The sequence below is a fragment of the Bacillus salipaludis genome, from assembly GCF_030938565.1.
GTDB classification, from domain to species: domain Bacteria; phylum Bacillota; class Bacilli; order Bacillales; family Cytobacillaceae; genus Neobacillus; species Neobacillus salipaludis_A.
Map to the genome: position 1 here is coordinate 945,208 of NZ_JAVGVR010000001.1, position 20,745 is coordinate 965,952.

At 41.1% G+C, this 20,745-nt stretch carries 17 protein-coding genes; 14 read left to right on the forward strand and 3 right to left on the reverse strand.

Annotation, left to right across the window (positions count from 1 at the left end; all coding sequences use genetic code 11):
* Window positions 1-71 precede the first annotated feature (71 nt).
* From RCG21_RS04585 to RCG21_RS04625, 9 genes are all read left to right on the forward strand, one after another.
* On the forward strand, window positions 72-3,272 hold the full coding sequence (locus tag RCG21_RS04585; RefSeq protein ID WP_308912910.1) for a glycoside hydrolase: 3,201 nt from the start codon (window positions 72-74) through the stop codon (window positions 3,270-3,272).
* Between the two features lie 85 nt (window positions 3,273-3,357).
* On the forward strand, window positions 3,358-5,616 hold the full coding sequence (locus RCG21_RS04590; protein ID WP_308912911.1) for an alpha-galactosidase: 2,259 nt from the start codon (window positions 3,358-3,360) through the stop codon (window positions 5,614-5,616).
* A 219-nt stretch (window positions 5,617-5,835) separates the two neighbouring features.
* The gene (locus tag RCG21_RS04595) at window positions 5,836-7,017 is read left to right on the forward strand and encodes a galactokinase (RefSeq protein ID WP_133338176.1); all 1,182 of its coding nucleotides are present in this window, start codon (window positions 5,836-5,838) and stop codon (window positions 7,015-7,017) included.
* The gene (gene galE, locus RCG21_RS04600; protein ID WP_133338178.1) at window positions 7,014-8,003 is read left to right on the forward strand and encodes a UDP-glucose 4-epimerase GalE; all 990 of its coding nucleotides are present in this window, start codon (window positions 7,014-7,016) and stop codon (window positions 8,001-8,003) included. Before RCG21_RS04595 ends, galE begins: the two co-directional genes overlap by 4 nt.
* A gap of 11 nt (window positions 8,004-8,014) precedes the next feature.
* Window positions 8,015-9,490, forward strand: a complete 1,476-nt coding sequence (gene galT / locus RCG21_RS04605; protein WP_308912912.1) for a UDP-glucose--hexose-1-phosphate uridylyltransferase — start codon at window positions 8,015-8,017, stop codon at window positions 9,488-9,490.
* An 18-nt stretch (window positions 9,491-9,508) separates the two neighbouring features.
* Window positions 9,509-10,558, forward strand: a complete 1,050-nt coding sequence (locus RCG21_RS04610; protein ID WP_308912913.1) for an aldose epimerase family protein — start codon at window positions 9,509-9,511, stop codon at window positions 10,556-10,558.
* A gap of 12 nt (window positions 10,559-10,570) precedes the next feature.
* Complete coding sequence (locus RCG21_RS04615) at window positions 10,571-11,560, forward strand: LacI family DNA-binding transcriptional regulator (protein WP_133338184.1); 990 nt, start codon at window positions 10,571-10,573, stop codon at window positions 11,558-11,560.
* A 164-nt stretch (window positions 11,561-11,724) separates the two neighbouring features.
* The gene (locus RCG21_RS04620; protein WP_133338186.1) at window positions 11,725-12,684 is read left to right on the forward strand and encodes an efflux RND transporter periplasmic adaptor subunit; all 960 of its coding nucleotides are present in this window, start codon (window positions 11,725-11,727) and stop codon (window positions 12,682-12,684) included.
* 213 nt (window positions 12,685-12,897) lie between these two features.
* Window positions 12,898-13,455, forward strand: coding sequence for a PepSY-associated TM helix domain-containing protein (locus RCG21_RS04625; protein WP_133338188.1), 558 nt, complete (start codon window positions 12,898-12,900; stop codon window positions 13,453-13,455).
* A 27-nt stretch (window positions 13,456-13,482) separates the two neighbouring features.
* Here RCG21_RS04625 and RCG21_RS04630 read toward each other — a convergent pair whose 3' ends face one another.
* Window positions 13,483-14,085 (reverse strand): DedA family protein, encoded by a 603-nt coding sequence (locus tag RCG21_RS04630; RefSeq protein ID WP_133338190.1) that lies wholly within the window; start codon window positions 14,083-14,085, stop codon window positions 13,483-13,485.
* Window positions 14,086-14,304: 219 nt separating this feature from the next.
* On the opposite strand from RCG21_RS04630, the gene RCG21_RS04635 reads away from it, so the two are divergent.
* Window positions 14,305-14,478, forward strand: a complete 174-nt coding sequence (locus RCG21_RS04635; RefSeq protein ID WP_208025409.1) for a tRNA-specific adenosine deaminase — start codon at window positions 14,305-14,307, stop codon at window positions 14,476-14,478.
* A gap of 157 nt (window positions 14,479-14,635) precedes the next feature.
* The gene (locus RCG21_RS04640; RefSeq protein ID WP_133338194.1) at window positions 14,636-15,904 is read left to right on the forward strand and encodes an MFS transporter; all 1,269 of its coding nucleotides are present in this window, start codon (window positions 14,636-14,638) and stop codon (window positions 15,902-15,904) included.
* A 39-nt stretch (window positions 15,905-15,943) separates the two neighbouring features.
* Here RCG21_RS04640 and modA read toward each other — a convergent pair whose 3' ends face one another.
* Window positions 15,944-16,735, reverse strand: a complete 792-nt coding sequence (gene modA, locus RCG21_RS04645) for a molybdate ABC transporter substrate-binding protein (protein WP_133338196.1) — start codon at window positions 16,733-16,735, stop codon at window positions 15,944-15,946.
* A 157-nt stretch (window positions 16,736-16,892) separates the two neighbouring features.
* Here modA and RCG21_RS04650 point away from each other — a divergent pair, with 157 nt between their 5' ends.
* Window positions 16,893-17,828: a helix-turn-helix transcriptional regulator gene (locus RCG21_RS04650; RefSeq protein WP_133338198.1), complete on the forward strand. Its 936-nt coding sequence runs from the start codon at window positions 16,893-16,895 to the stop codon at window positions 17,826-17,828.
* Between the two features lie 158 nt (window positions 17,829-17,986).
* Here the strand turns inward: RCG21_RS04650 and RCG21_RS04655 are convergent, their stop codons facing one another.
* The gene (locus RCG21_RS04655) at window positions 17,987-18,355 is read right to left on the reverse strand and encodes a winged helix-turn-helix transcriptional regulator (protein ID WP_133338200.1); all 369 of its coding nucleotides are present in this window, start codon (window positions 18,353-18,355) and stop codon (window positions 17,987-17,989) included.
* 184 nt (window positions 18,356-18,539) lie between these two features.
* On the opposite strand from RCG21_RS04655, the gene RCG21_RS04660 reads away from it, so the two are divergent.
* Both RCG21_RS04660 and RCG21_RS04665 read left to right on the forward strand, forming a co-directional pair.
* On the forward strand, window positions 18,540-19,745 hold the full coding sequence (locus RCG21_RS04660; protein WP_133338202.1) for an MFS transporter: 1,206 nt from the start codon (window positions 18,540-18,542) through the stop codon (window positions 19,743-19,745).
* Window positions 19,746-19,762: 17 nt separating this feature from the next.
* Complete coding sequence (locus RCG21_RS04665; protein ID WP_133338203.1) at window positions 19,763-20,602, forward strand: aldo/keto reductase; 840 nt, start codon at window positions 19,763-19,765, stop codon at window positions 20,600-20,602.
* The last annotated feature ends 143 nt before the right edge of the window (window positions 20,603-20,745 follow it).

Here is a 20,745-nt window from a genome sequence, read left to right on the forward strand (position 1 = left end):
TACTTCAATTTCCTTAACTGAAAAAGGTAGAAAAAGAAGTTAAATTAATTGAAAAGGAGAAATTACCATTTATGTTATCAAAGGGGATAGGGAAAAAATTATTTTTTCATTGTTTGATTGTCTTACTGATTTTTAGTGTCATTTCACCAGCGATGCCCAAAACAGCCTCTGCTGAAGGAACAGAGAGTGACACAGTTGATGAAACCATTCAATTGGATCCAAGTTATCAAAATCAACCTTTTCAAGGATGGGGAACCGCTCTTGTCTGGTTTGCCAATATTACAGGCGGATGGCCGGATGAGGTTAAAAATAAGTTGGCTGATGATCTCTTTGGTGAAAAAGGGTTGAATTTTACTATTGCCCGCTACAATATTGGCGGCGGTGATTCACCTGAAACCGTGCCATATATGCGAAAAGGCGGAGCAGTACCTGGGTATTGGAATCGGCCAGCTGAATTCGGACCGCCAGGAGGAAATACAGAAAATTGGACTGAACCGCAAAATTGGTGGAACCCTGGAAACCCAGACCATTGGAATTGGAATGCTGATGCTAATCAGCGCTGGTGGCTGAAGGCAGCGAAAGAACGAGGCGCAGATACATTTGAGGCTTTTTCCAACTCGGCACCTTATTTCATGACTCAAAGCGGTTATGTTTCAGGGAACTGGGATGCAAATAAAGATAATTTAAAACCAGACCAATATGACAACTTCGCCACTTATTTAACCACGGTTGTAGACCATTTACAAAGGGACTTAGGGATTGCGTTTAAAACCCTTTCACCTGTTAATGAACCGAATACAAACTATTGGGGAGCGAAGGGAAGACAGGAAGGTTCCCACTGGTCACCGGCATCCCAAGCAAAGATTATCAATGCTGTAAAAAAACAATTGGATGCGAAAAGCCTTAAAACAGTAGTATCCGCAATGGATGAAACGAACCCGCAAAAGTTCCGGGAGGATTGGGATCAGTATGATGCTGGAACAAGAGCAAATATTGGGCAATTAAATACCCATACCTACTCCCCGACAAACCAAATTGGCGCGAGAGATATCGCAAAAGGTGTCGGGAAAAATCTTTGGATGTCCGAAGTCGACCTCAGTCCTGGCGGAATCGGTCAAGATTTTGAAGATATTCGAACAGGTCTCGGATTATCAGAGAGAGTCACAAACGATATTAAAACATTAGAACCAGGCGCATGGGTGCTCTGGCAGGCAGTTGAAGACGAAGTCAATATGAACCCGCAGCATGAAAATGGAAACTGGGGATTGATCCAGGTTGACTTTGATCCGCAGGATTTTAGCAAGGTAAAGATTTATAAAAATAAGAAATACTACGCAATGGGAAATTACAGTAAATTTATTCGCCCTGGAGATCAAGTGATTAATGCAAATAATAACAATACACTTGCTGCAATCAATAAAAAAGAAGACTCAGTTGTCATTGTATACACAAATAATTCAACAGAAGAAAAATCACTTAATTTTGATTTATCCGGATTCGGTACGGTAAAAGAGGATGCTGCAGCCATTCCGTACATCACCTCAGCAACTGATAATATTGCTCAAGGAGCAAGTATTAAGATTTCTGATAAAAAACTTGCAGCCACTGTTAAACCGCAATCGATTACGACTTTTGTTGTCTCAGGTGTTTCAGGGGTGAATCCGAATAACAGCTTTTTAAACTCTGATGAAGATTACAACTTGATCAATAAAAACAGTGGTAAAGCGATGGACATCGCCCAAAATCAGCAATCCATTGTACAAAAAACAAAAGTACACGAAAAAGAAAGCCAAAGTTGGAAAATTCAAAAGGTGACAAGCGGATTCAGCTCCAAAGAGGTTTATAAAGTAGTCAACACAGAAACTGGTAAGGTTCTTGGGGTCGAAAATGGCTCAGCCGTTTTGAAAGATTTTAATGAAAATGACTCCAGTCAAAAATGGATGCTTTCAACTTATGGAAACGGCGAATATACTTTGATTAATATTCAGAATGGAAGATTGCTGGAAGTAGGCGGGCAATCGAAAAATGAAGATGCCGCTGTAGATGTTTGGACAGCTAACGCAGGCAGCAATCAGGTTTGGAAGGTTGTAAAAGCCGGTATCACGAAGATTGACCCGGTAGAAGTAACTGTACTTAAGAAAAAAACAGCTCCCGTTTTACCTGAAAAGGTAACAGGAATCTATGAGGATGGGGATCAAGTTTTAAGAAATGTTATTTGGGATAAAATTGATCCTTCACAATATGATCACGAGAATATCTTTACGGTTCAAGGGACCGTGGAAGGAACAAAATTAAAAGCAACAGCTACGGTAACAGTTTCTAAGATTGATCGTATTGAACCGATTAAAATGAAAACAACACCAGGTCAGGCCCCTGTTCTTCCGAATGAAGTGACAGCGAAGCTGCAAATTGGAACCTATGCAAAGGTGGCAGTAAAGTGGGATGAGATAGACTCCCAGCAATATGCCGAACTTGGAAAATTTACAGTAAGAGGGAAGATTCCGGACAGTCCGGTTAAAGCATTTGCTAATGTGCAAGTGGTGGAACCGGGGGTACAAAATCTATTAAGGCAGGGAACGAACACTCCTCCAAAGTTGAGTGCTTCTTTTACAGGACAATATGACAGTCTGGCAAATATAACAGATGGAGTCATTTCTAGTGCACGTTGGACGAACTGGGATCCGAATACCTGGCGGCCGGAAGATTGGGTTGCGGTTGAATTTGATAAAGAGAGGGCCATTTCACAAGTAGATTTCTATTTTTATGATGATGGCGGCGGTACAAGACCAGCAGAATCTTTGAAGCTGCAATATTGGGATGGAAGTGATTGGAAAGACATTGACGGCACACAAACTGATGTTTCAGCAAAAAGTGTTGTAAATCTTCAGTTTGAACCAATTTCGACTACAAAGATAAGAGCTATGATGAAGGCCATGCCGAACACCTGTATCGCTATTTCTGAATTGATGGTATGGGGAATGGGGGAAAATACAATTCCAAGTATCGGAAAGGATACATCACTGGGAGGTATTCTAATTAATGGCAAGCCTCTTAAGGATTTTCAATCTGATCAAACTGACTATCGTTTTGAACTAAATGGTATGACGAAAAAAGAATTGGAAGTTGAGGCTGTAACCAATGATTTATTTGCAACAGCACAAGTGGAAATGCCGGAATCTCTACCTGGAAAAGCAACCATTATTGTTACATCTGAAGATAAAAAACACACTGAAGAGTACAGCATTGAGTTTGTAAATCAAAAGGGTAAATAATAGATTATTTTTAACTTAGCTTAAGGGGGTTTGATAGAAAACCCCCTTATCTCATACATAAACCAAGCAGGAAAAGGTGAAGGGTATGTTAATCTATGTGAATCAAGAAACCAAACAATTTCATTTAACAAATGGCCAGGTGAGCTATATTTTTCACGTAATGAAAAATGGCCAGCTAGGGCACCTTTATTATGGTAAGGCACTAAGGCATCGATCGGATTTTTCACATTTGCAAACCTATGATGTTCCAACTGCTGCAAGCTGTCATCCCTATGCGGATGACCCTGCCTTTAGCTTGGAAACATTGAGACAGGAGTACCCGGCCTACGGTAATTCCGATTTCCGTGAACCCGCTATTAGTATCAGTAGACACGACGAACATCATATTTCAAACTTTCAATATCAAACTTTTAAAATACTAGACGGAAAGCCAAGGCTTGAGGGGCTGCCGGCAACATATGTTGAAGACGCGCAAGTTGCCAGTACGCTTCAACTCCTCTTAAAGGATGACCACCTTCAAGCGGAGTTGACGTTAAATTATACAATATTCCGCGACCTTCCTGTTATTGCGAGAAGTGCTCAGGTAATGAATGCTGGCTCGCAGAAATTAGTCATTGACCGGGTGATGGGAGCCTCGATTGATCTTCCCGAAAAAGATTTTATGTTTGTCCACTTATCAGGGACTTGGTCGCGGGAACGTCATGTTAAGGAACGAAAGCTTGAAGCGGGAATTCAGTCCATTTCAAGTCTGCGCGGTTCCAGCTCCCATCACCATAATCCATTTTTAGCCTTAAAAAGGCCGCATGCAACAGAGAATTCCGGTGAAGTTTATGGCTTTAATTTTGTCTACAGCAGTAATTTTATCATGCAGGCAGAGGTGGACCATTATGATGTGACGCGGGTGATGGCAGGGATTCATCCATTTGGTTTTAAGTGGGGGCTTATGCCGCAAGATTCTTTCCAAACCCCGGAGGTTGTAATGGTGTATTCTGCCCAAGGTTTAAATGGGATGAGTCAAGCTTTTCATTCGCTTTATCGGGAGCATCTGATTCGTGCCAGGTGGAGGAAGGAAGATCGCCCAATTTTGATAAATAATTGGGAAGCAACCTATTTTGACTTTAATGAGGAAAAGCTCGTAAACATCGCAAAATCAGCGAAAGAATTAGGAATTGAATTGTTTGTCCTTGATGATGGCTGGTTTGGAAAAAGAAATGACGATACAACCTCGCTTGGTGATTGGGATGTGGATCTAAACAAACTTCCGAATGGTCTGGAAAGCTTGGCGGAGAAAATTTCTGGGCTGGGAATGAAATTCGGGCTTTGGTTTGAACCGGAAATGATCAGTCCCGACAGCGATTTATATCGAGAGCACCCTGACTGGGCTGTAGGGATGCCGCATTTACCGCAAACGCTTGGCCGTAACCAGCTTGTACTTGATTTTTCAAGGTCAGAAATTGTTGAATATCTTTATGAAAAAATGTCCAATATCATCAGGGGGACAAACCTTTCTTATATTAAGTGGGATATGAATCGGAATATTACGGAGGCGTTTTCGCAAAGACTTGCTGCAAACCAGCAAGGTGAATTCTTCCATCGTTATATATTAGGTGTTTATCGATTATACGAGCGGTTGACTGCGGAGTTTCCTGAGGTGCTGTTTGAATCCTGTGCTGGAGGCGGAGGGCGATTTGATCCTGGGATGATGTATTATGCGCCGCAAGCTTGGACGAGTGATGATACGGATGCGGTTGAAAGGCTGAAAATCCAATACGGAACATCGTTCGCCTATCCAATTTATAGTATGGGCTCACATGTGTCGGCTGTCCCGAATCACCAAACGTTACGGTTAACCCCTTTATCTACCAGGGCAAACACAGCATACTTTGGAACTTTTGGGTATGAACTAAATCCATTGTTATTAACGGAGGAAGAGCGGGAGGCGATTAAAGAGCAGGTTGCTTTTTATAAACAGCATCGCAGGTTGGTACGCGACGGCCATTTTTATCGTCTGTTATGTCCCTTTGAAGGGAATGAAACGGCTTGGATGATTGTCAGCTCGGACAAATCTGAGGCGTTAGTTGGCTGGTATAAGGTTTTAGCAACACCGACCTCCTTGAAACAGCAAACAGTAAAACTAATGGGGTTAGACCCATCGAAATCCTATAGTGTATTTGGACGTGATCAGATTTTTTATGGAGATGAACTCATGCAGGTGGGACTTCCACTTTCAACGGAATTTAATGGTGTTAATAGGGATTCCGCAGAACGTGGCGGCGACTATCAATCCCAGGTTTTTTATTTAAAGGCTATGCTAAAGGACAATGTTGATTTTGAAAAACGTTGATTGGAGCGGAAATCAACAACCAAGTTTAACAGAGCTAATTTAAAAAGTAAGTGATTGGCGACAATTTTAATGTAGTAATGAGGCAAAATGAGAACGGATTAACCCCCGTTCTTTTTTAATAAATTTTAGTAAAAATTTTAGTAAAATTATTGCACGACTTTTACTAAAAGCAGTAAAATAAAATTAATGAAAGATTCCTAGATAACGGAGGACACTGAAATGAACGTCACTACCTTAAAAACAACCTTCCAAGATTTGTTTCAAAGCGAGCCTGAAAAAGCATTCTTCGCACCAGGCAGAATCAATTTAATCGGCGAGCACACCGATTATAACGGCGGCCATGTGTTTCCCTGTGCCATTACCTATGGAACCTATGCGGTTGCCAAAAAGCGGGACGATCAGCTAGTCCGCTTGTACTCAGCAAACTTTCTTGAAAAAGGTATTATTGAATTTGACTTAAACCATCTAGAGTATGCAAAAGAAGATAACTGGGCCAATTACCCAAAAGGGATGATTCACTATATCATCCAAGCGGGGTACCCAATTTCAACCGGCCTCGATTGCGTCATCCAAGGAAATATCCCAAATGGCGCCGGACTTTCCTCCTCTGCTTCCATTGAATTGTTAACAGGCGTCCTTTTGAATGGACTATATGATTTAGAGATTCCACGCCTTGAGTTAATCAAATTAGGAAAACAGGTTGAAAATCAATTCATCGGTGTTAACAGCGGAATCATGGACCAATTTGCAATCGGAATGGGCCAAAAAGATGCAGGGATTTTACTAGATTGCCAGACATTAAGCTATGAATATGCCCCAATCAAACTTGAAAACCACAAAATCTTAATCATGAACACGAACAAACGCCGTGAATTAGCGGATTCGAAATACAATGAGCGCAGAGGTGAATGTGAAGAGGCTCTCTCGCAGCTGCAGCAAAAACTGCCAATCGAAGCGCTTGGACAGCTTTCAGAAGAAGAGTTTGATGCCAATCAATCCCTCATCACAAACGAAACCGTTCGCAAACGGGCGAAACATGCTGTCTATGAAAATATGAGAACCTTGAAGGCGCTGCAAGAATTAAAGGCTGGAAACCTGGAGGCCTTCGGGAAATTAATGAACCAATCCCATCTATCCTTACGGGACGACTACGAGGTTACCGGAATCGAGCTTGATCGCTTAGTAGAAGCAGCTTGGAAACAGCCTGGAGTCCTTGGGGCCCGGATGACGGGAGCCGGCTTTGGCGGCTGTGCGATTGCAATTGTCGAAAACGAAAAAGTCGACAACTTTGTTGCCAATGTCGGTGCAGCCTATCGCGAAAAAATTGGCTATGATGCCGATTTCTATGTAGCAAGTATTGGTGATGGAGCGAAAGAAGTAGAAATGGAGGCGGTAAGATGAGTATTCTCGTTTTAGGCGGAGCTGGCTATATTGGTTCACACGCTGTATATCAATTAGTCGATCAAAATTTCCGTGTGGTTGTTATCGATAATTTGCAAACAGGGCACCGGGAGGCAGTCCATCCAAAAGCAAACTTTTACGAAGGAGATATACGTGACCGCGTGTTTATGCGATCAGTTTTTGAAAGAGAAACCATTGATGGAATCCTCCATTTTGCGGCAAACTCCCTTGTAGGCGAGTCGATGACAGAGCCATTAAAATACTTTGATAACAATGTGTACGGGACCCAAATCGTGCTGGAGATGATGAAGGAATTCGGAGTAAAACACATCGTCTTTTCTTCAACAGCAGCGGTATATGGTGAACAAATGGTCATGCCGATTACAGAAGCCGCGGATAAGAATCCAACCAATACCTACGGTGAAACTAAATTGACCATGGAAAAAATGATGTCCTGGTGTGAAAAAGCCTTTGACCTCAAGTATGTATCACTGCGCTATTTTAATGTAGCCGGAGCCAGAGGAGACGGACAAATTGGTGAGGACCATAATCCGGAAACACATCTAATCCCTGTTGTTTTGGAAGCGGCACTCGGAAAAAGACCTGCCGTTACCGTATTTGGTGAGGATTATGACACAGAAGATGGAACCTGTGTCCGCGATTATATTCATGTCGAGGACTTAATTGCAGCCCACTTGTTGGCCCTAAAGTATTTGCAAAATGGCGGCGGGAGCAATGTGTTCAATCTTGGCAGCAACCAAGGATTTTCAGTAAAAGAAATTATTGAGACTGCAAAGCAGGTTACTGGCATCGAATTTTCTGTTGTCATGGGCGAACGACGTTCCGGGGATCCGAGCACGCTTATCGCTTCCTCAGAAAAAGCAAAGCATGTGCTGGGTTGGAACCCATCTAGAACATCCATCCGTGAAATTATCCGTGATGCGTGGAACTGGCATCAGCATCACCCGAACGGCTACCAAAAATAGAGGTGAAAAAAATGATTGATCATGTTATCCAGCAATTACTGAACCATGCGCTTGCTGTCCAATTAATACAGAAGGAAGATGAGATTTATGCCCGAAATCAAATCTTGTCTCTGCTGCAATTAACGGATTTTATGGAATCCGACCCATTAACAGAATCAGGTCCCTCTATCCCCGATTTGCTTGATCAGATTGTCGATTATGCTTGCGCGCAAGGGATTATTGAGGACCTTTTTGATGAAAAAGAAATTTTTTCAAGTAAGGTGATGAATGGTTTGATGGCAAGACCGTCAACGGTGAATCAGATATTCTATGAAAAATATATACAAAGTCCTCACAAAGCAACCGACTATTTTTATGACTTAAGTAAAAACAGTAACTATATCCAAACGAAGCGGATCTCCAAAAATATTGAGTATAAAGCGGCTACCGAATATGGTGAATTAGATATTACTATTAATCTATCAAAGCCCGAAAAAGACCCGAAAAGTATTGCGCTAGAGCGGGAAGCGAAAAAGAATGAGTACCCGAAATGTCTGCTCTGTATTGAGAATGAGGGCTATGCAGGACGAATTGGCCACCCGGCCCGCTCCAATCACCGGATGATTCGCGTGAACCTTATGGAGCAAAACTGGTATTTACAATACTCGCCCTATGTGTACTACAATGAGCATTGCATTGTCTTGTCTGAGAACCATACCGATATGAAAATAACTCCGCAAACCTTTTTGTGTATCTTAACATTTGTGGACCTATTTCCTCATTATTTTCTTGGTTCGAATGCGGATCTTCCGATTGTTGGCGGTTCGATTTTATCCCATGATCATTACCAGGGCGGCAACTATGAATTTGCGATGGCCAAGGCAGAAGCTGATTGGGTTTTTACACTAGATAGATTTCCAGAGGTTCAAGGCTCTGTGGTGAAATGGCCGATGTCGGTTATCCGCCTCCGTTCGGAGCAAAAAGCAGACCTTGTGGATGCCGCTGCGCATATCTTAACGAAATGGAAAAACTATAGTGATGGTTCGCTCGGAATTCTGGCGGCTTCAGACGGAACACCGCACAATACGATTACCCCGATTGCTCGTAAAAAGGGGAACTTTTTCGAATTGGATTTAGTCCTTCGAAACAACCGGACAAGTAAGGAGCATCCACTGGGAATATTCCATCCACATCAAGATGTTCATCATATTAAAAAGGAAAACATAGGCCTGATTGAAGTGATGGGACTTGCTGTTTTACCGGCACGATTAAAGGAGGAGCTGGAAGAGGTGGAAAAATTCATCCAGAGCCAAGCAGCTGTAGTTGCGGACTATCATTTGGAGTGGGCTGAGCAGTTAAAATCACGTTTTGCAGGCGAAATGAATGCGGGATTATTCGTAAAAGAAGAAGTCGGCAAGAAGTTCCTACGGGTTCTCGAGGATGCCGGTGTATTCAAACGAAATGAAGAGGGAACGGCCGGGTTTAAACGTTTTATTGCGTCATTATAAACGAAGGAGCAACAATCCATGAAAATAATAGATCAAGTATTCGGAGATGATCATGGCCAGCAGGTAATCGAATATACACTGGTCAATGATTCTGGTATGTCTATCTCGTGTTTGAATTACGGTTGTGTGATTACGAAAATTATGGTCCCAGACCGGAACGGAACGATCGAAAATGTTGTGCTCGGATTCGACAACTTTAATGATTACTTAGAGTGGTCTCCGTATTTTGGCGCCGTTGTCGGCCGGGTGGCAGGCCGAATTAAAGATGCCCGTTTTAAGTTGGATGGAAAAGAATATCTTCTTTCGAAAAATGAGGGAGCTAACCATCTTCACGGCGGTCAAAAAGGCCTTAACTCCGTAATTTGGCAGGCTGAAAAACTGGAAAAAGACCAGGCAATCGGTATAAAGTTTTTTTATCACTCTCCGGAGGGTGAAGAGGGCTATCCAGGTAATTTAGAGACAGCAGTTACGTATCTATTAACCAATAATAATGAATTACAAATAACGTTCGAAGCGAGAACTGACCAAAAAACGCTGGTCAATTTAACGAATCATTCTTATTTTAATTTGAGCGGTCATATAAAACGGGATATTACTGAACACATCCTGCAGCTGGACAGCCATCGCTTTTTAGAATTGGGGCCAGATTTAATTCCAACTGGTAAAATGATCGAGACTGCCGGGACTCCGTTTGATTTTAGCCAAGGAAGAAGGTTGCGGGATGGGATGAATTCAACGTACGATCAGAATGTTTTGGTTGGAAATGGCTACGACCACCCGCTGATTTTTTCAAAAAAAGGTGAGAATTGCGTTTGGCTCAAAGATGAAGGAAGTGGACGTGCGCTTGAGGTAACAACAGATCAACCATGTGTTGTCCTCTATACTGGCAATTTTTTAGAGGGGCCCTATTCCATTTCAGGTGTTTCGGCTCGGGATTATTTAGGCGTGTGTCTGGAAACACAGGGTTTTCCAGATGCGATTCATCATCCATCGTTTCCATCTATCATTTTGAATCCAGAAGAAGTATACTTTGGGAAAACAACGTACCGTTTCTTTGTTAATCAGTAAGGAGTTTTAACTATGGCTACAATTAAGGATATTGCCCAATTGGCTGGAGTTTCAATCGCGACCGTTTCCCGTGTCTTGAATTATGACACTACTCTATCTGTCAGCGATGATACGAAAAAAAGAATTTTTGAAGCAGCAGAAGAACTCTCCTATAAAAAACTGCCGGCTCGGAAGCAGGAAACCGGAAAAATTGCCCTTCTCCAGTGGTATACGGAAAAAGAAGAGCTGGAAGATTTGTATTATATGTCGATTCGATTAGGTGTTGAAAATCGCTGCCGCCATCATGGGCTTCAAATGGCGTCATACTTCCAAGACAATATCGAGGATTTGAAGCTGGACGATTTGCGCGGGCTGATTGCAATTGGTAAGTTCAGCAGCAAACAGGTAAAAGAATTAAGTTCGATTACGAAAAATATTGTTTTTGTCGATTACTCCCCAGATGAGGAGCAATTTGATTCGATTGTGATTGATTTTGAAAAGGCAACAAAAAAGGTACTCAACCATCTGATTAAAAAGGGTCATGAGAGGATTGGGTATATTGGTGGCAGGGAAGTATTTAGGGACAAAACTTCGACGATTGAAGACCTGCGGGAATCAACCTTTAAGCGTTACTTAGCTGAAAAAGGTCTTCTTAATGAAGCCTATATGTATAATGGCAGCTTTTCAGTTCAGGATGGTCATTCGTTGATGAAAAGGGCAATTGACGAACATAAGGAACAATTGCCGACGGCGTTTTTTGCAGCTAATGATTCGATAGCCGTTGGTGCACTACGAGCGCTGCTGGAGGAAGGAATTTCTGTACCGGACCGGGTGAACATTATCGGAGTAAATGATATCAGCCTTGCAAAATATGTTTTTCCAACCTTGAGTACGGTGAAGGTTTATACCGAACTTATGGGGGAAACAGCCGTGGATACGCTGTTAGAAAGAATCGAAGGCAGAAAAATTGCGAAAAAAATCATGATTGCCACTAAGCTGATTCTACGAAATAGCAGCTTTTAAAACGCATGGAACGTTAAAACAGTTCCATGTGTTTTTTTGATTTTTTAATCCAATTTTAATTTTATTAAGGGAATGTTAAGGATTTCTCTTAATAATAGGCTTATCAAATAAATCAACCATGGGCATTCAGGGCGCAAGCTTACCGTGGAAAAAGGAGTTAGAAAATGAAGAAATGGATTGCCGTGATCATAAGTGTGTTAGTCATTGGATTTGTCGGTTATCAGTATTATGAATCGAAATCAACTACTCAAGATGTTTCAACACAGGGGAGAACGGCGGTTGTACAAAAAGGAAAATTACAGGTAAAGGTCAGCGGTTCCGGTACAGTACAACCGGTTGCCAGTGAAGATATTAAATCAACAATCGATAGTGATGAAATCGATGAAGTGTTAGTAGCTGCTGGTGACAAGGTAAGCAAGGGCGATAAATTGGTTACTTTTACAGATGATAGTGCCCCGATTACAGCTCCTGCGGATGGTACGGTCACAATGGTTTCCGTTGCTGCTGGGGAACGCGTGACAAACGGCCAGGCTGTTGCCCATCTGACAAACTATAAAAATTTAAAAACAGTCGTCCAAATTGATGAACTGGATATTCCCAAAATTAAAAAGGATCAAAAGGTTAACATTACGGTCAGCTCTTACCCGGATAAAACCTACTCTGGCATGGTAACAGCAGTTGCTAATGAGGGAACATCCTCAAACGGTTCTTCAACCTTTGATGTGACGATTAAAATTAGCAATCCTGAAAACTTAAAGGTTGGGATGAGAACGGAAGCAAGCATATTAACCGCTAGCAAGGAAAATGCCTTGTACGTTCCAATAGATGCCGTACACTCGGCAAATAATCAAAAGTATGTAATGGCTATTTCCACAGATACAGCTGCCGAGCAATCAAGCGGCACCCAGCAGTTGACGGTAAAAACAGGTCTGGCAAATGACGATTATATTGAAATAACCCAAGGAGTTACGGAAGGCCAATCCATTCAATTGCCGCAGTTAGCGAACACTTCCTCTACTAATACAGGAAATATGATGAAAGGTATGGGAGGAATGGACGCCATGGGCGGCGGTATGCCTCCAAGCAGCGGTGGACAGGGACAAGGAGGAAGGAGTGGCAATTAGTGGGCTAGCATTGAAATTAAATCCAATTCAGGCATTACGATATGAATAACAGATTTTTGAAAAAGGAACCAATTTATAGGCAGCGGACCAGATTTGTCAGGAGTAAAGGGAATCTATAGAAATTATTTTTCCCTAGCGCTAAAGAATTGGACTTAAGCAAAATTTAAGGTTTTATCATCATTATAAAATAATCAATTAAGAGGAGATGGATCAATGAAAAAAACACGAAAAGCCCACTTATGGATTGGGTTAATTGCTTCGATATTAATCTTAATGGAGTCGATAACAGGATTATTAATGAATGAACCATGGCTGGTTGGACAGTCCACACAAATGGAAGGAAAGGGCGGCTTTCAGCCGCAACAGATGAATCAAGGGACATCGGCATCTGGTTCGAGTCAAACAGCCGGGCAGGCTAACGCTCAAAACCAGGGGAAAATTTCTCAAAATGGACAAGGTCAGACAAGCGGTCAAACGTCCAATGGCCAACTACAAGGGCAGATGGGAAGTACCGCCAACGGGCAATTTCCGGGACGAGAGGGTATGACGGGTGGACCGGGAGGAGAACGTGGAACCTCCGGTTCCCTCATGGGTATCATTAAAGGGCTTCACGAAGGCAGAATCGGAACAACAAATATCAAGTGGCTGATTGACCTGACGGCATTGGCGATGATTTTCCTAACCGGATCTGGAATCTTCTTATCGATGAAAGTCTTACGGGCTGATAAAATTAGAAGAAATCGGAAAAATAGTGAGAAGGCTGTCGTGTAAAAATAGAAAGAACTCCTTGAATTAATTTCAAGGAGTTCTTAATCTTATTCTTCTTTTTCGCTGATAGGTATAAATAATAATGGTGACCAGAATGAAAAGGATGATTAAAATAATGCTGTATCTCGAAAAATAGCCTGAGACAGCTGTCCAATTTTCTCCCAATATCCTTCCTAATGTAATAAAGCTAAAACACCAAATCACTGCACCCGAATAGGCAAATAAGGCAAACTTTTTATAAGTATAGCTATTAATCCCGGCAAGATAGGCAGTAATATGGCGGATTCCGGGAATAAAAAAGCCAATAAACAAGAGGAAGGGTCCCATTTTCATAAATAATTTTTTCGTCCGATTCACTCGTTCTTCTGTAATATGAAGCTTCGGCCCATATCTATTTAAGAAAGGCACCCCTAATTTTACTCCTAGAAGATAGCTTAATGTGATCCCGCCGCAAGCTCCGGCTGCGGCACAAAGAAGGGAAGGGATGTAGCTAAGGTTTCCTTGAAAAACGTTATATCCCACATAGGTAAGAAGAACCTCATCAGGAATCGGAAGTCCAATAATTCCGCCAATTAAGGCGATAATAATCCCCATGTATCCGAAATGAGCAATTAAGTAACTTAGTTGATGCATGTTTTTTACACTTCCAGTTAGATTTATAATGCCTACCTATGTATTTTTCCTAAATTGAATTGGGATATACATTTGCCTTCATTTGTTGTGGGGGGAGGAAATGGCGGGAATCTTCGCTCCCTATAGACAATATACTAGAAGTGAATAAAAACACGGTAATCGTTTTATTCCTTATAAAGTTTTATGGAATTAGGGGGGATAACGATCGATAACCTATTTATGAAAGCGGCTATTGATATTGCTCTTAACAATGTGCTGACAAGCAGCGGGGGTCCGTTCGGTGCCGTTATTGTTAAAAACGGAAAGGTTATTAGCATGGGTCGGAATCAAGTGGTGGCGGAAAAAGACCCGACGGCCTTTGTCCGTGTGGGGTGGACAGTTCTTCAGTTTTAAAAGGAAATATAGGAGAAATTTATCTTCTGTAATTCCTTTTTTTGTTGGGAAAAAATTTTTTCGAAGTGTAAACGCCTACATGAGTGGAAATTTCTATATTCGAAATAAATATGGAGTATAATATGAGGAAGAAAAAAACGATCAGGAGAAGAGAATATTGAATAAACAAAACAGCAAATATCGTTGGGTTGTTTTTGCCTCGGTATTGTTTACGTATTTTTTAATTGTCAGCCAAAGAACGGCACCGGGATTAATTACGGACCAGTTAATGAAGGATTTCAAATTAACTGCAGCTACCATGGGCTTAATGACAAGTATTCAATTTTTAGCGTATGCAGGACTGCAAATACCGATTGGGATATTGTCAGACCGGTTTGGCCCGAACTTTTTTCTAATTATTGGTACCTTGCTGAATGCCATTGGAACCGTAGTGTATAGTCTTGCTCCCAATGGGGCAATCCTTGTTCTTTCCCGATTATTAGTGGGGATGGGAGATGCGACTATTTGGGTGAACTTGGTATTAATATTAAGCCAATGGTTCAAAGTTAAAGAATTTGTGGGACTGCTGGGGCTGGCCGGCGTAGCGGGCAGTATGGGCTTTTTGCTGGCGACCGTTCCATTCTCAACATGGATCTCCTTATTTGGCTGGCGTCCGCCCTTTTTGGTTATTGGTATTATTTTATGTCTTTGTGCACTGCTGCTTTATTTCGTGTTGGTTAAAAAACCAAAACAGATTTTTACGAACGAGGCACCTAAGGTTAAAATGGTGAAGAAACAGGATAATCCATTGGTGTTGCTGCGCCGGATTTTCTCGGCAAGGCAGGCATGGGCGACTTTCTTTTGCCATTTTGGCGCTGTTGGTACGTATGTGGGATTTATCGGATCATGGGCAGTACCATACGGGATGCATGTTTACGGATTGACGCGGTCGCATGCCAGCCAGTTCATTATGATCGGTTTGATTGGGGCAATTATCGGCGCACCGCTAACCACCTGGATTTCCAATCGGGTTGATTCCATTAAACGCCCTTATATGGTGGTTCATGTGATTATCTTTATAAGCTGGGCTGCATTTCTTTTGTTTAATGGTAAGCCTCCGTTCTATATGCTGATGATCCTATATTTTATGATTGGTTATGGGAACGGGGCAAGTGCGTTAACCTTTGCGGTCGTTCGGAAATCCTTCCCGATGAAAGAGGTTGGTGTCGTATCGGGATTTGCCAATACAGGTGGATTTTTAAGTGCCGTCCTTTTGCCAACGATTTTTGGAAAGGTTTTGGATCATTTTCATACTTCAGCAGCAAGTGTTGGCTACCAATACGGTTTTATCATTCCCGTCATGTTTACTCTGTTAGGCTTGCTTGGGGGAATCTTAATTAAAGAACAACGCCAGGAGGCAAAGCGGCCGAGTGAAGTAAGAGTATAAGTTTTTTTGAAAAAAGAGGAAGCAAAATTGCTTCCTCTTTTAATGAAGTCCTTTAAATCCGTATTTTTCCAAAACATTTATGGATGTTTGACCTTTAAGATAATCGTAAAATAACTGCGCCTCTTTTGGGTGGGAACTATTCTTAATCACCCCTACAGGATAAATAATCGGTCCATGACTATCTTCCTTAGCCGTAGCGGCAATTTTAACCTTTGGAGAAATTAATGCATCCGTTTTATAAACAATCCCTGCATCCACATTGTTCGTTTCCGCATATGTAAGTACTTGGCGGACATCCTTCGCATAGACCACTTTTCCTTCAACGGCTTTCCATTCATGGATATGTTCTAAAGTCTCCTTGGCATACTGACCTGCCGGTACGGACTCCGGTGTTCCAATCGAAATCTTATCCGCTTTAACAAGGTCTTCAAATGTGTTGATATCTTTTTTAGAATCCTTTGGAACAACTAACACCAGTTCATTTCCAACAAGATCTGTTCCTTTTGATTTTTCAATTAGTCCGTCTTGTACTAATTTATCAAATTTATCCTCAGCGGCTGAGAAGAAAAGATCGACAGGTGCCCCTTGTGAAATTTGTTGTTTAAGGGTACCGGAAGCGCCAAAATTATAGTTTATAATGACATTTGGATGTTCTTTTTCAAAAGCTGTTTTAATGTCATTTAAAGCATTTTGTAAACTGGCAGCGGCTGAAACGGTTAATTCCACTGTTTTTTGCTTCTCCGGCTTTTTCGCCTGTTCATTCGTTGAACAGCCAGCTATCGCCAGGATTAACAGTACCATTGTTAAAAATAAAAGATATTGTTTCTTCATAATCCATCTCCCTTTATAATTGGATATAATTAGTTATAACTAATTATAATTAGTTATAACGAAAAAGAATATATCAAAAATCACTTTTTGCATTTTTTTATTAGAAATATATTTTTTATAATCAGTAAGTTAAAATATAAGGATGGAGGAGATGCAAATGTCAAAGGATCTTTCCTATACGATTGAAGAAGTATCACAGTTATTAAAAGTATCGAAATTAACCCTTTACGACCTTGTTAAAAAAGGCGAGCTGCCAGCTTTCCGTGTGGGCCGGCAGATGAGAATTGATGCAGTAGACCTTGACCATTATATAAACAATCAAAAAACGATTCATAGGAACAATTTCCAGGCACCTGTGGTGGACCTTAACAGAAATGAATCAAGGGAGTCCAATCATATTATTATTAGCGGGCAGGACATCGTTTTGGATATTCTCAGTAAGTATATTGAGAATAAATCAACCTATAAGCCGCTCCGTTCCTATACTGGCAGTTTAAACAGTCTTATCTCCATGTATAATGGCGAATGTGATATTGTTAGTTTGCATCTATTTGACGGGGATACAGGGGAATATAATACTCCATACATAAAGAAAATTTTGGCCGGACGGACTTATATTTTACTCAACCTTCTCTCAAGGAAAGCGGGTTTTTATGTTAAAAAAGGCAACCCTCTTAATATCGCTTCTTGGACCGATTTAAACCAGAAACATATAAAGCTTGTAAATCGAGAAAAAGGATCGGGAGCGAGGATTCTTCTTGATGAACAACTTCGACTCTACCAAATTTCGCCGAGGGACATTAATGGCTATGAACACGAAGAGTCTAATCATTTAAGTGTGGCATCCGTCATTTCTTCAGGGGCAGCTGATGTGGGAGTGGGAATTGAAAAAGCTGCCAAAATAGTGGGGATTGATTTTATCCCAATAATAACCGAGCGTTACGACCTGGTTATTCTAAAAAACTCGGAAACGGAACAACTGATCACGACGCTAAAGAACATTTTGTCTTCCCGGCAATTTCAGTCAGAAATTAACGCTTTGGGAGATTATGATACCTCTCAGACAGGAAAAATTATTTATGAAACAAATTAAAAAGAAGGCACTGATTTTTAAATCATGGCCTTCTTTTTTTAGGTTGTTTTCGTAAACTTTGTTATTTTTACTCACATAATCACTATTGTACAAAGCTGTTGATTTCAAAGCCAATTGAGTTCGAATCACGAGACCTTTCAATCTATTTTTTAAACCTTTTACTTCAACGGATCATTTAATATGTTTTCCTCTAAGACTGCAAATTTATCCCCATATACCATAGTAATATGTTTTTCTCCCCATGCACAAAGAGAATCTAAAATGTCTTTTAAACTCCATCCATATTCACTAAGCTCGTACTCTACTTTCGGAGGGACTTGGTTATGGACAATCCGCTTTACAACCCCATCTTCTTCCAATTCTCGTAATTGTTGTGTCAGCATTTTTTGCGTAATGTTTGGCATGAGGCGTTTCAATTCACTTGTTCTTTTTTTCCCATGTGTAAGATGGCAAAGGATCACACATTTCCATTTTCCGCCGATTACTTCCAGCGTAGCTTCAACTGAAATATTATATTTCTTCTGCATTTTTCTCCCCTTCTCAATAGGTACCCAAAAGTACCTATATAACTTTTTGGTTCCTATATCACTTTAAAGTGCGTACTTTTCTTTATGTTCACTATAACCCATAATAACATTTGCCGGCTGATTAAAACCACACATTTTATATATAGTTTGCCAGAAATAACTATTTCAATAAGGAGGAGAAAAAATGGGTTTAGATAAAAAAAGAAGTACATTGGCGCTGCTCGCTTTAGCTGTCAGTGCTTTTGCGATTGGCACAACTGAGTTTATCAGTGTCGGATTATTACCGTTGATCGCTAAGGACTTAAAAATATCGGTTACAACTGCTGGTTTAACGGTTTCGTTATATGCATTAGGGGTTACTTTTGGAGCACCGATTCTAACCTCGCTAACATCGAGAATATCGAGAAAAACATTATTACTATGGATTATGGTTATTTTTATCATCGGCAATAGTATTGCTGCCAGTGCAACAATGGTGTGGGTGTTGCTGTTGGCCCGTGTTGTATCTGCATTATCACATGGGGTTTTTATGTCGATCGGCTCTACCATAGCAGCGAATTTAGTGCCGGAAAATCGTCGGGCGAGTGCGATTTCGATTATGTTTACAGGGCTAACCGTCGCTACGGTCACGGGTGTTCCGTTCGGAACCTTTATTGGTCAGCAATTTGGCTGGAGATTTGCCTTTATAACCATTGTGGCAGTTGGCGTGATAGCGTTTATTGCAAACAGTCTATTAATACCTGCTGAATTACCAAAAGGAATCAAAACCAGATTCCGAGATCAGGTGAAGCTTATTACCAATGGAAGGTTATTACTTTTATTCATCATTACCGCTTTAGGATATGGCGGGACGTTTGTAGTTTTTACCTATCTTTCGCCATTACTTCAAGAAATTACGGGGTTTAAACAAGGGTCTGTAGCGGTGATTTTACTCGTCTATGGACTTGCGATTGCCATTGGAAATGTGATTGGCGGAAAAGCAGCCAACCGAAAGCCAATTTCAGCCTTATTCTATATGTTTATTCTACAAGCTATTGTACTGTTTGTTTTAACCTTTACGGCACCATTTAAAGCGGCCGGCTTAATAACGATTATTTTTATGGGGGTATTGGCATTCATGAACGTTCCTGGATTACAGGTATATGTTGTGATGCTGGCCGAACGTTATGTCCCAAGCGCAGTGGATGTCGCTTCCGCAATAAATATCGCCGCATTTAACGCAGGCATTGCGATTGGATCTTATCTTGGTGGTGTGATCACCGATTCAATTGGACTCATTCATACAGCATGGGTTGGTGCACTGATGGTTTTTGGTGCCGTTATTTTAACAGGCTGGAGCCGTGCTTTGGAACGGAAAGATGAAAAAATCGTTTTACAAAAAATTTCTTAAAAATAAGGAGAATATTTATGAAAAACTTACAAGATACAACCATATTAAATAATGGAGTAAAAATGCCTTGGTTTGGCATTGGTGTGTTTAAAGTAGAGGAAGGTCCTGAGCTTGTCAATGCTGTTAAAACAGCCATAAAACATGGTTATCGCTGTGTTGATACAGCGGCCATTTACGGAAATGAAGAAGGAGTCGGACAGGGAATCCATGAAGGAATAGAAGTGGCCGAAATTTCAAGAGAAGAATTATTTGTAACCTCAAAGGTTTGGAATTCTGACCTAGGCTATGAATCCACTCTAGCAGCCTATGAAACAAGCCTGCAGAAACTAGGTTTAGAGTACTTGGATTTATATCTTATTCACTGGCCTGTTGATGGGAAATATAAAGAGGCCTGGAGAGCATTAGAAACCCTTTATAAAGAGGGACGGGTAAAAGCAATTGGGGTGAGTAATTTCCAAATCCACCATCTTGAGGATTTAATGAATGATGCGGAAATTAAACCAGTGATTAATCAGGTAGAGTATCATCCCCGACTAACCCAAAAAGCACTTCAGGAATTTTGCCGGGAACATGATATACAGCTCGAGGCCTGGTCTCCACTGATGCAAGGACAATTACTTGATAACCCTGTTCTCAAAGACATAGCTTCAAAGTATCATAAATCGGCTGCTCAAATCATTTTGCGCTGGGACCTGCAAAACGGGGTTGTGACGATTCCAAAATCTACTAAAGAGCATCGTATCATCGAAAACGCCTCGGTCTTTGATTTTACGCTGACCAAAGATGAGATGGATCGGATTGATCAGTTGAATCAGAATCATCGCGTTGGCCCAGACCCAGATCATATTGACTTTTAACAAAAACCATCGAGATATCAGGGGTTAAGACCTGATGTCTCTTTTTTGTTCCCCGTGTTTGTCGAAAAACAGAGGAAATTTACCGAAAATTAAACTCTTTTACTTTTGGTAACATATGGTATGATATTGCTAGTTTCATAGAA

Excerpts from the sequence above, each read along its gene's own strand:
- RCG21_RS04585 (WP_308912910.1), top strand. The coding sequence starts at position 72 with ATGTTATCAAAGGGGATAGGGAAAAAATTATTTTTTCATTGTTTGATT.
- RCG21_RS04590 (WP_308912911.1), top strand. The coding sequence starts at position 3,358 with ATGTTAATCTATGTGAATCAAGAAACCAAACAATTTCATTTAACAAAT.
- RCG21_RS04595 (WP_133338176.1), top strand. The coding sequence starts at position 5,836 with ATGAACGTCACTACCTTAAAAACAACCTTCCAAGATTTGTTTCAAAGC.
- galE (WP_133338178.1), top strand. The coding sequence starts at position 7,014 with ATGAGTATTCTCGTTTTAGGCGGAGCTGGCTATATTGGTTCACACGCT.
- galT (WP_308912912.1), top strand. The coding sequence starts at position 8,015 with ATGATTGATCATGTTATCCAGCAATTACTGAACCATGCGCTTGCTGTC.
- RCG21_RS04610 (WP_308912913.1), top strand. The coding sequence starts at position 9,509 with ATGAAAATAATAGATCAAGTATTCGGAGATGATCATGGCCAGCAGGTA.
- RCG21_RS04615 (WP_133338184.1), top strand. The coding sequence starts at position 10,571 with ATGGCTACAATTAAGGATATTGCCCAATTGGCTGGAGTTTCAATCGCG.
- RCG21_RS04620 (WP_133338186.1), top strand. The coding sequence starts at position 11,725 with ATGAAGAAATGGATTGCCGTGATCATAAGTGTGTTAGTCATTGGATTT.
- RCG21_RS04625 (WP_133338188.1), top strand. The coding sequence starts at position 12,898 with ATGAAAAAAACACGAAAAGCCCACTTATGGATTGGGTTAATTGCTTCG.
- RCG21_RS04630 (WP_133338190.1), bottom strand. The coding sequence starts at position 14,085 with ATGCATCAACTAAGTTACTTAATTGCTCATTTCGGATACATGGGGATT.
- RCG21_RS04635 (WP_208025409.1), top strand. The coding sequence starts at position 14,305 with ATGAAAGCGGCTATTGATATTGCTCTTAACAATGTGCTGACAAGCAGC.
- modA (WP_133338196.1), bottom strand. The coding sequence starts at position 16,735 with ATGAAGAAACAATATCTTTTATTTTTAACAATGGTACTGTTAATCCTG.
- RCG21_RS04650 (WP_133338198.1), top strand. The coding sequence starts at position 16,893 with ATGTCAAAGGATCTTTCCTATACGATTGAAGAAGTATCACAGTTATTA.
- RCG21_RS04655 (WP_133338200.1), bottom strand. The coding sequence starts at position 18,355 with ATGCAGAAGAAATATAATATTTCAGTTGAAGCTACGCTGGAAGTAATC.
- RCG21_RS04660 (WP_133338202.1), top strand. The coding sequence starts at position 18,540 with ATGGGTTTAGATAAAAAAAGAAGTACATTGGCGCTGCTCGCTTTAGCT.
- RCG21_RS04665 (WP_133338203.1), top strand. The coding sequence starts at position 19,763 with ATGAAAAACTTACAAGATACAACCATATTAAATAATGGAGTAAAAATG.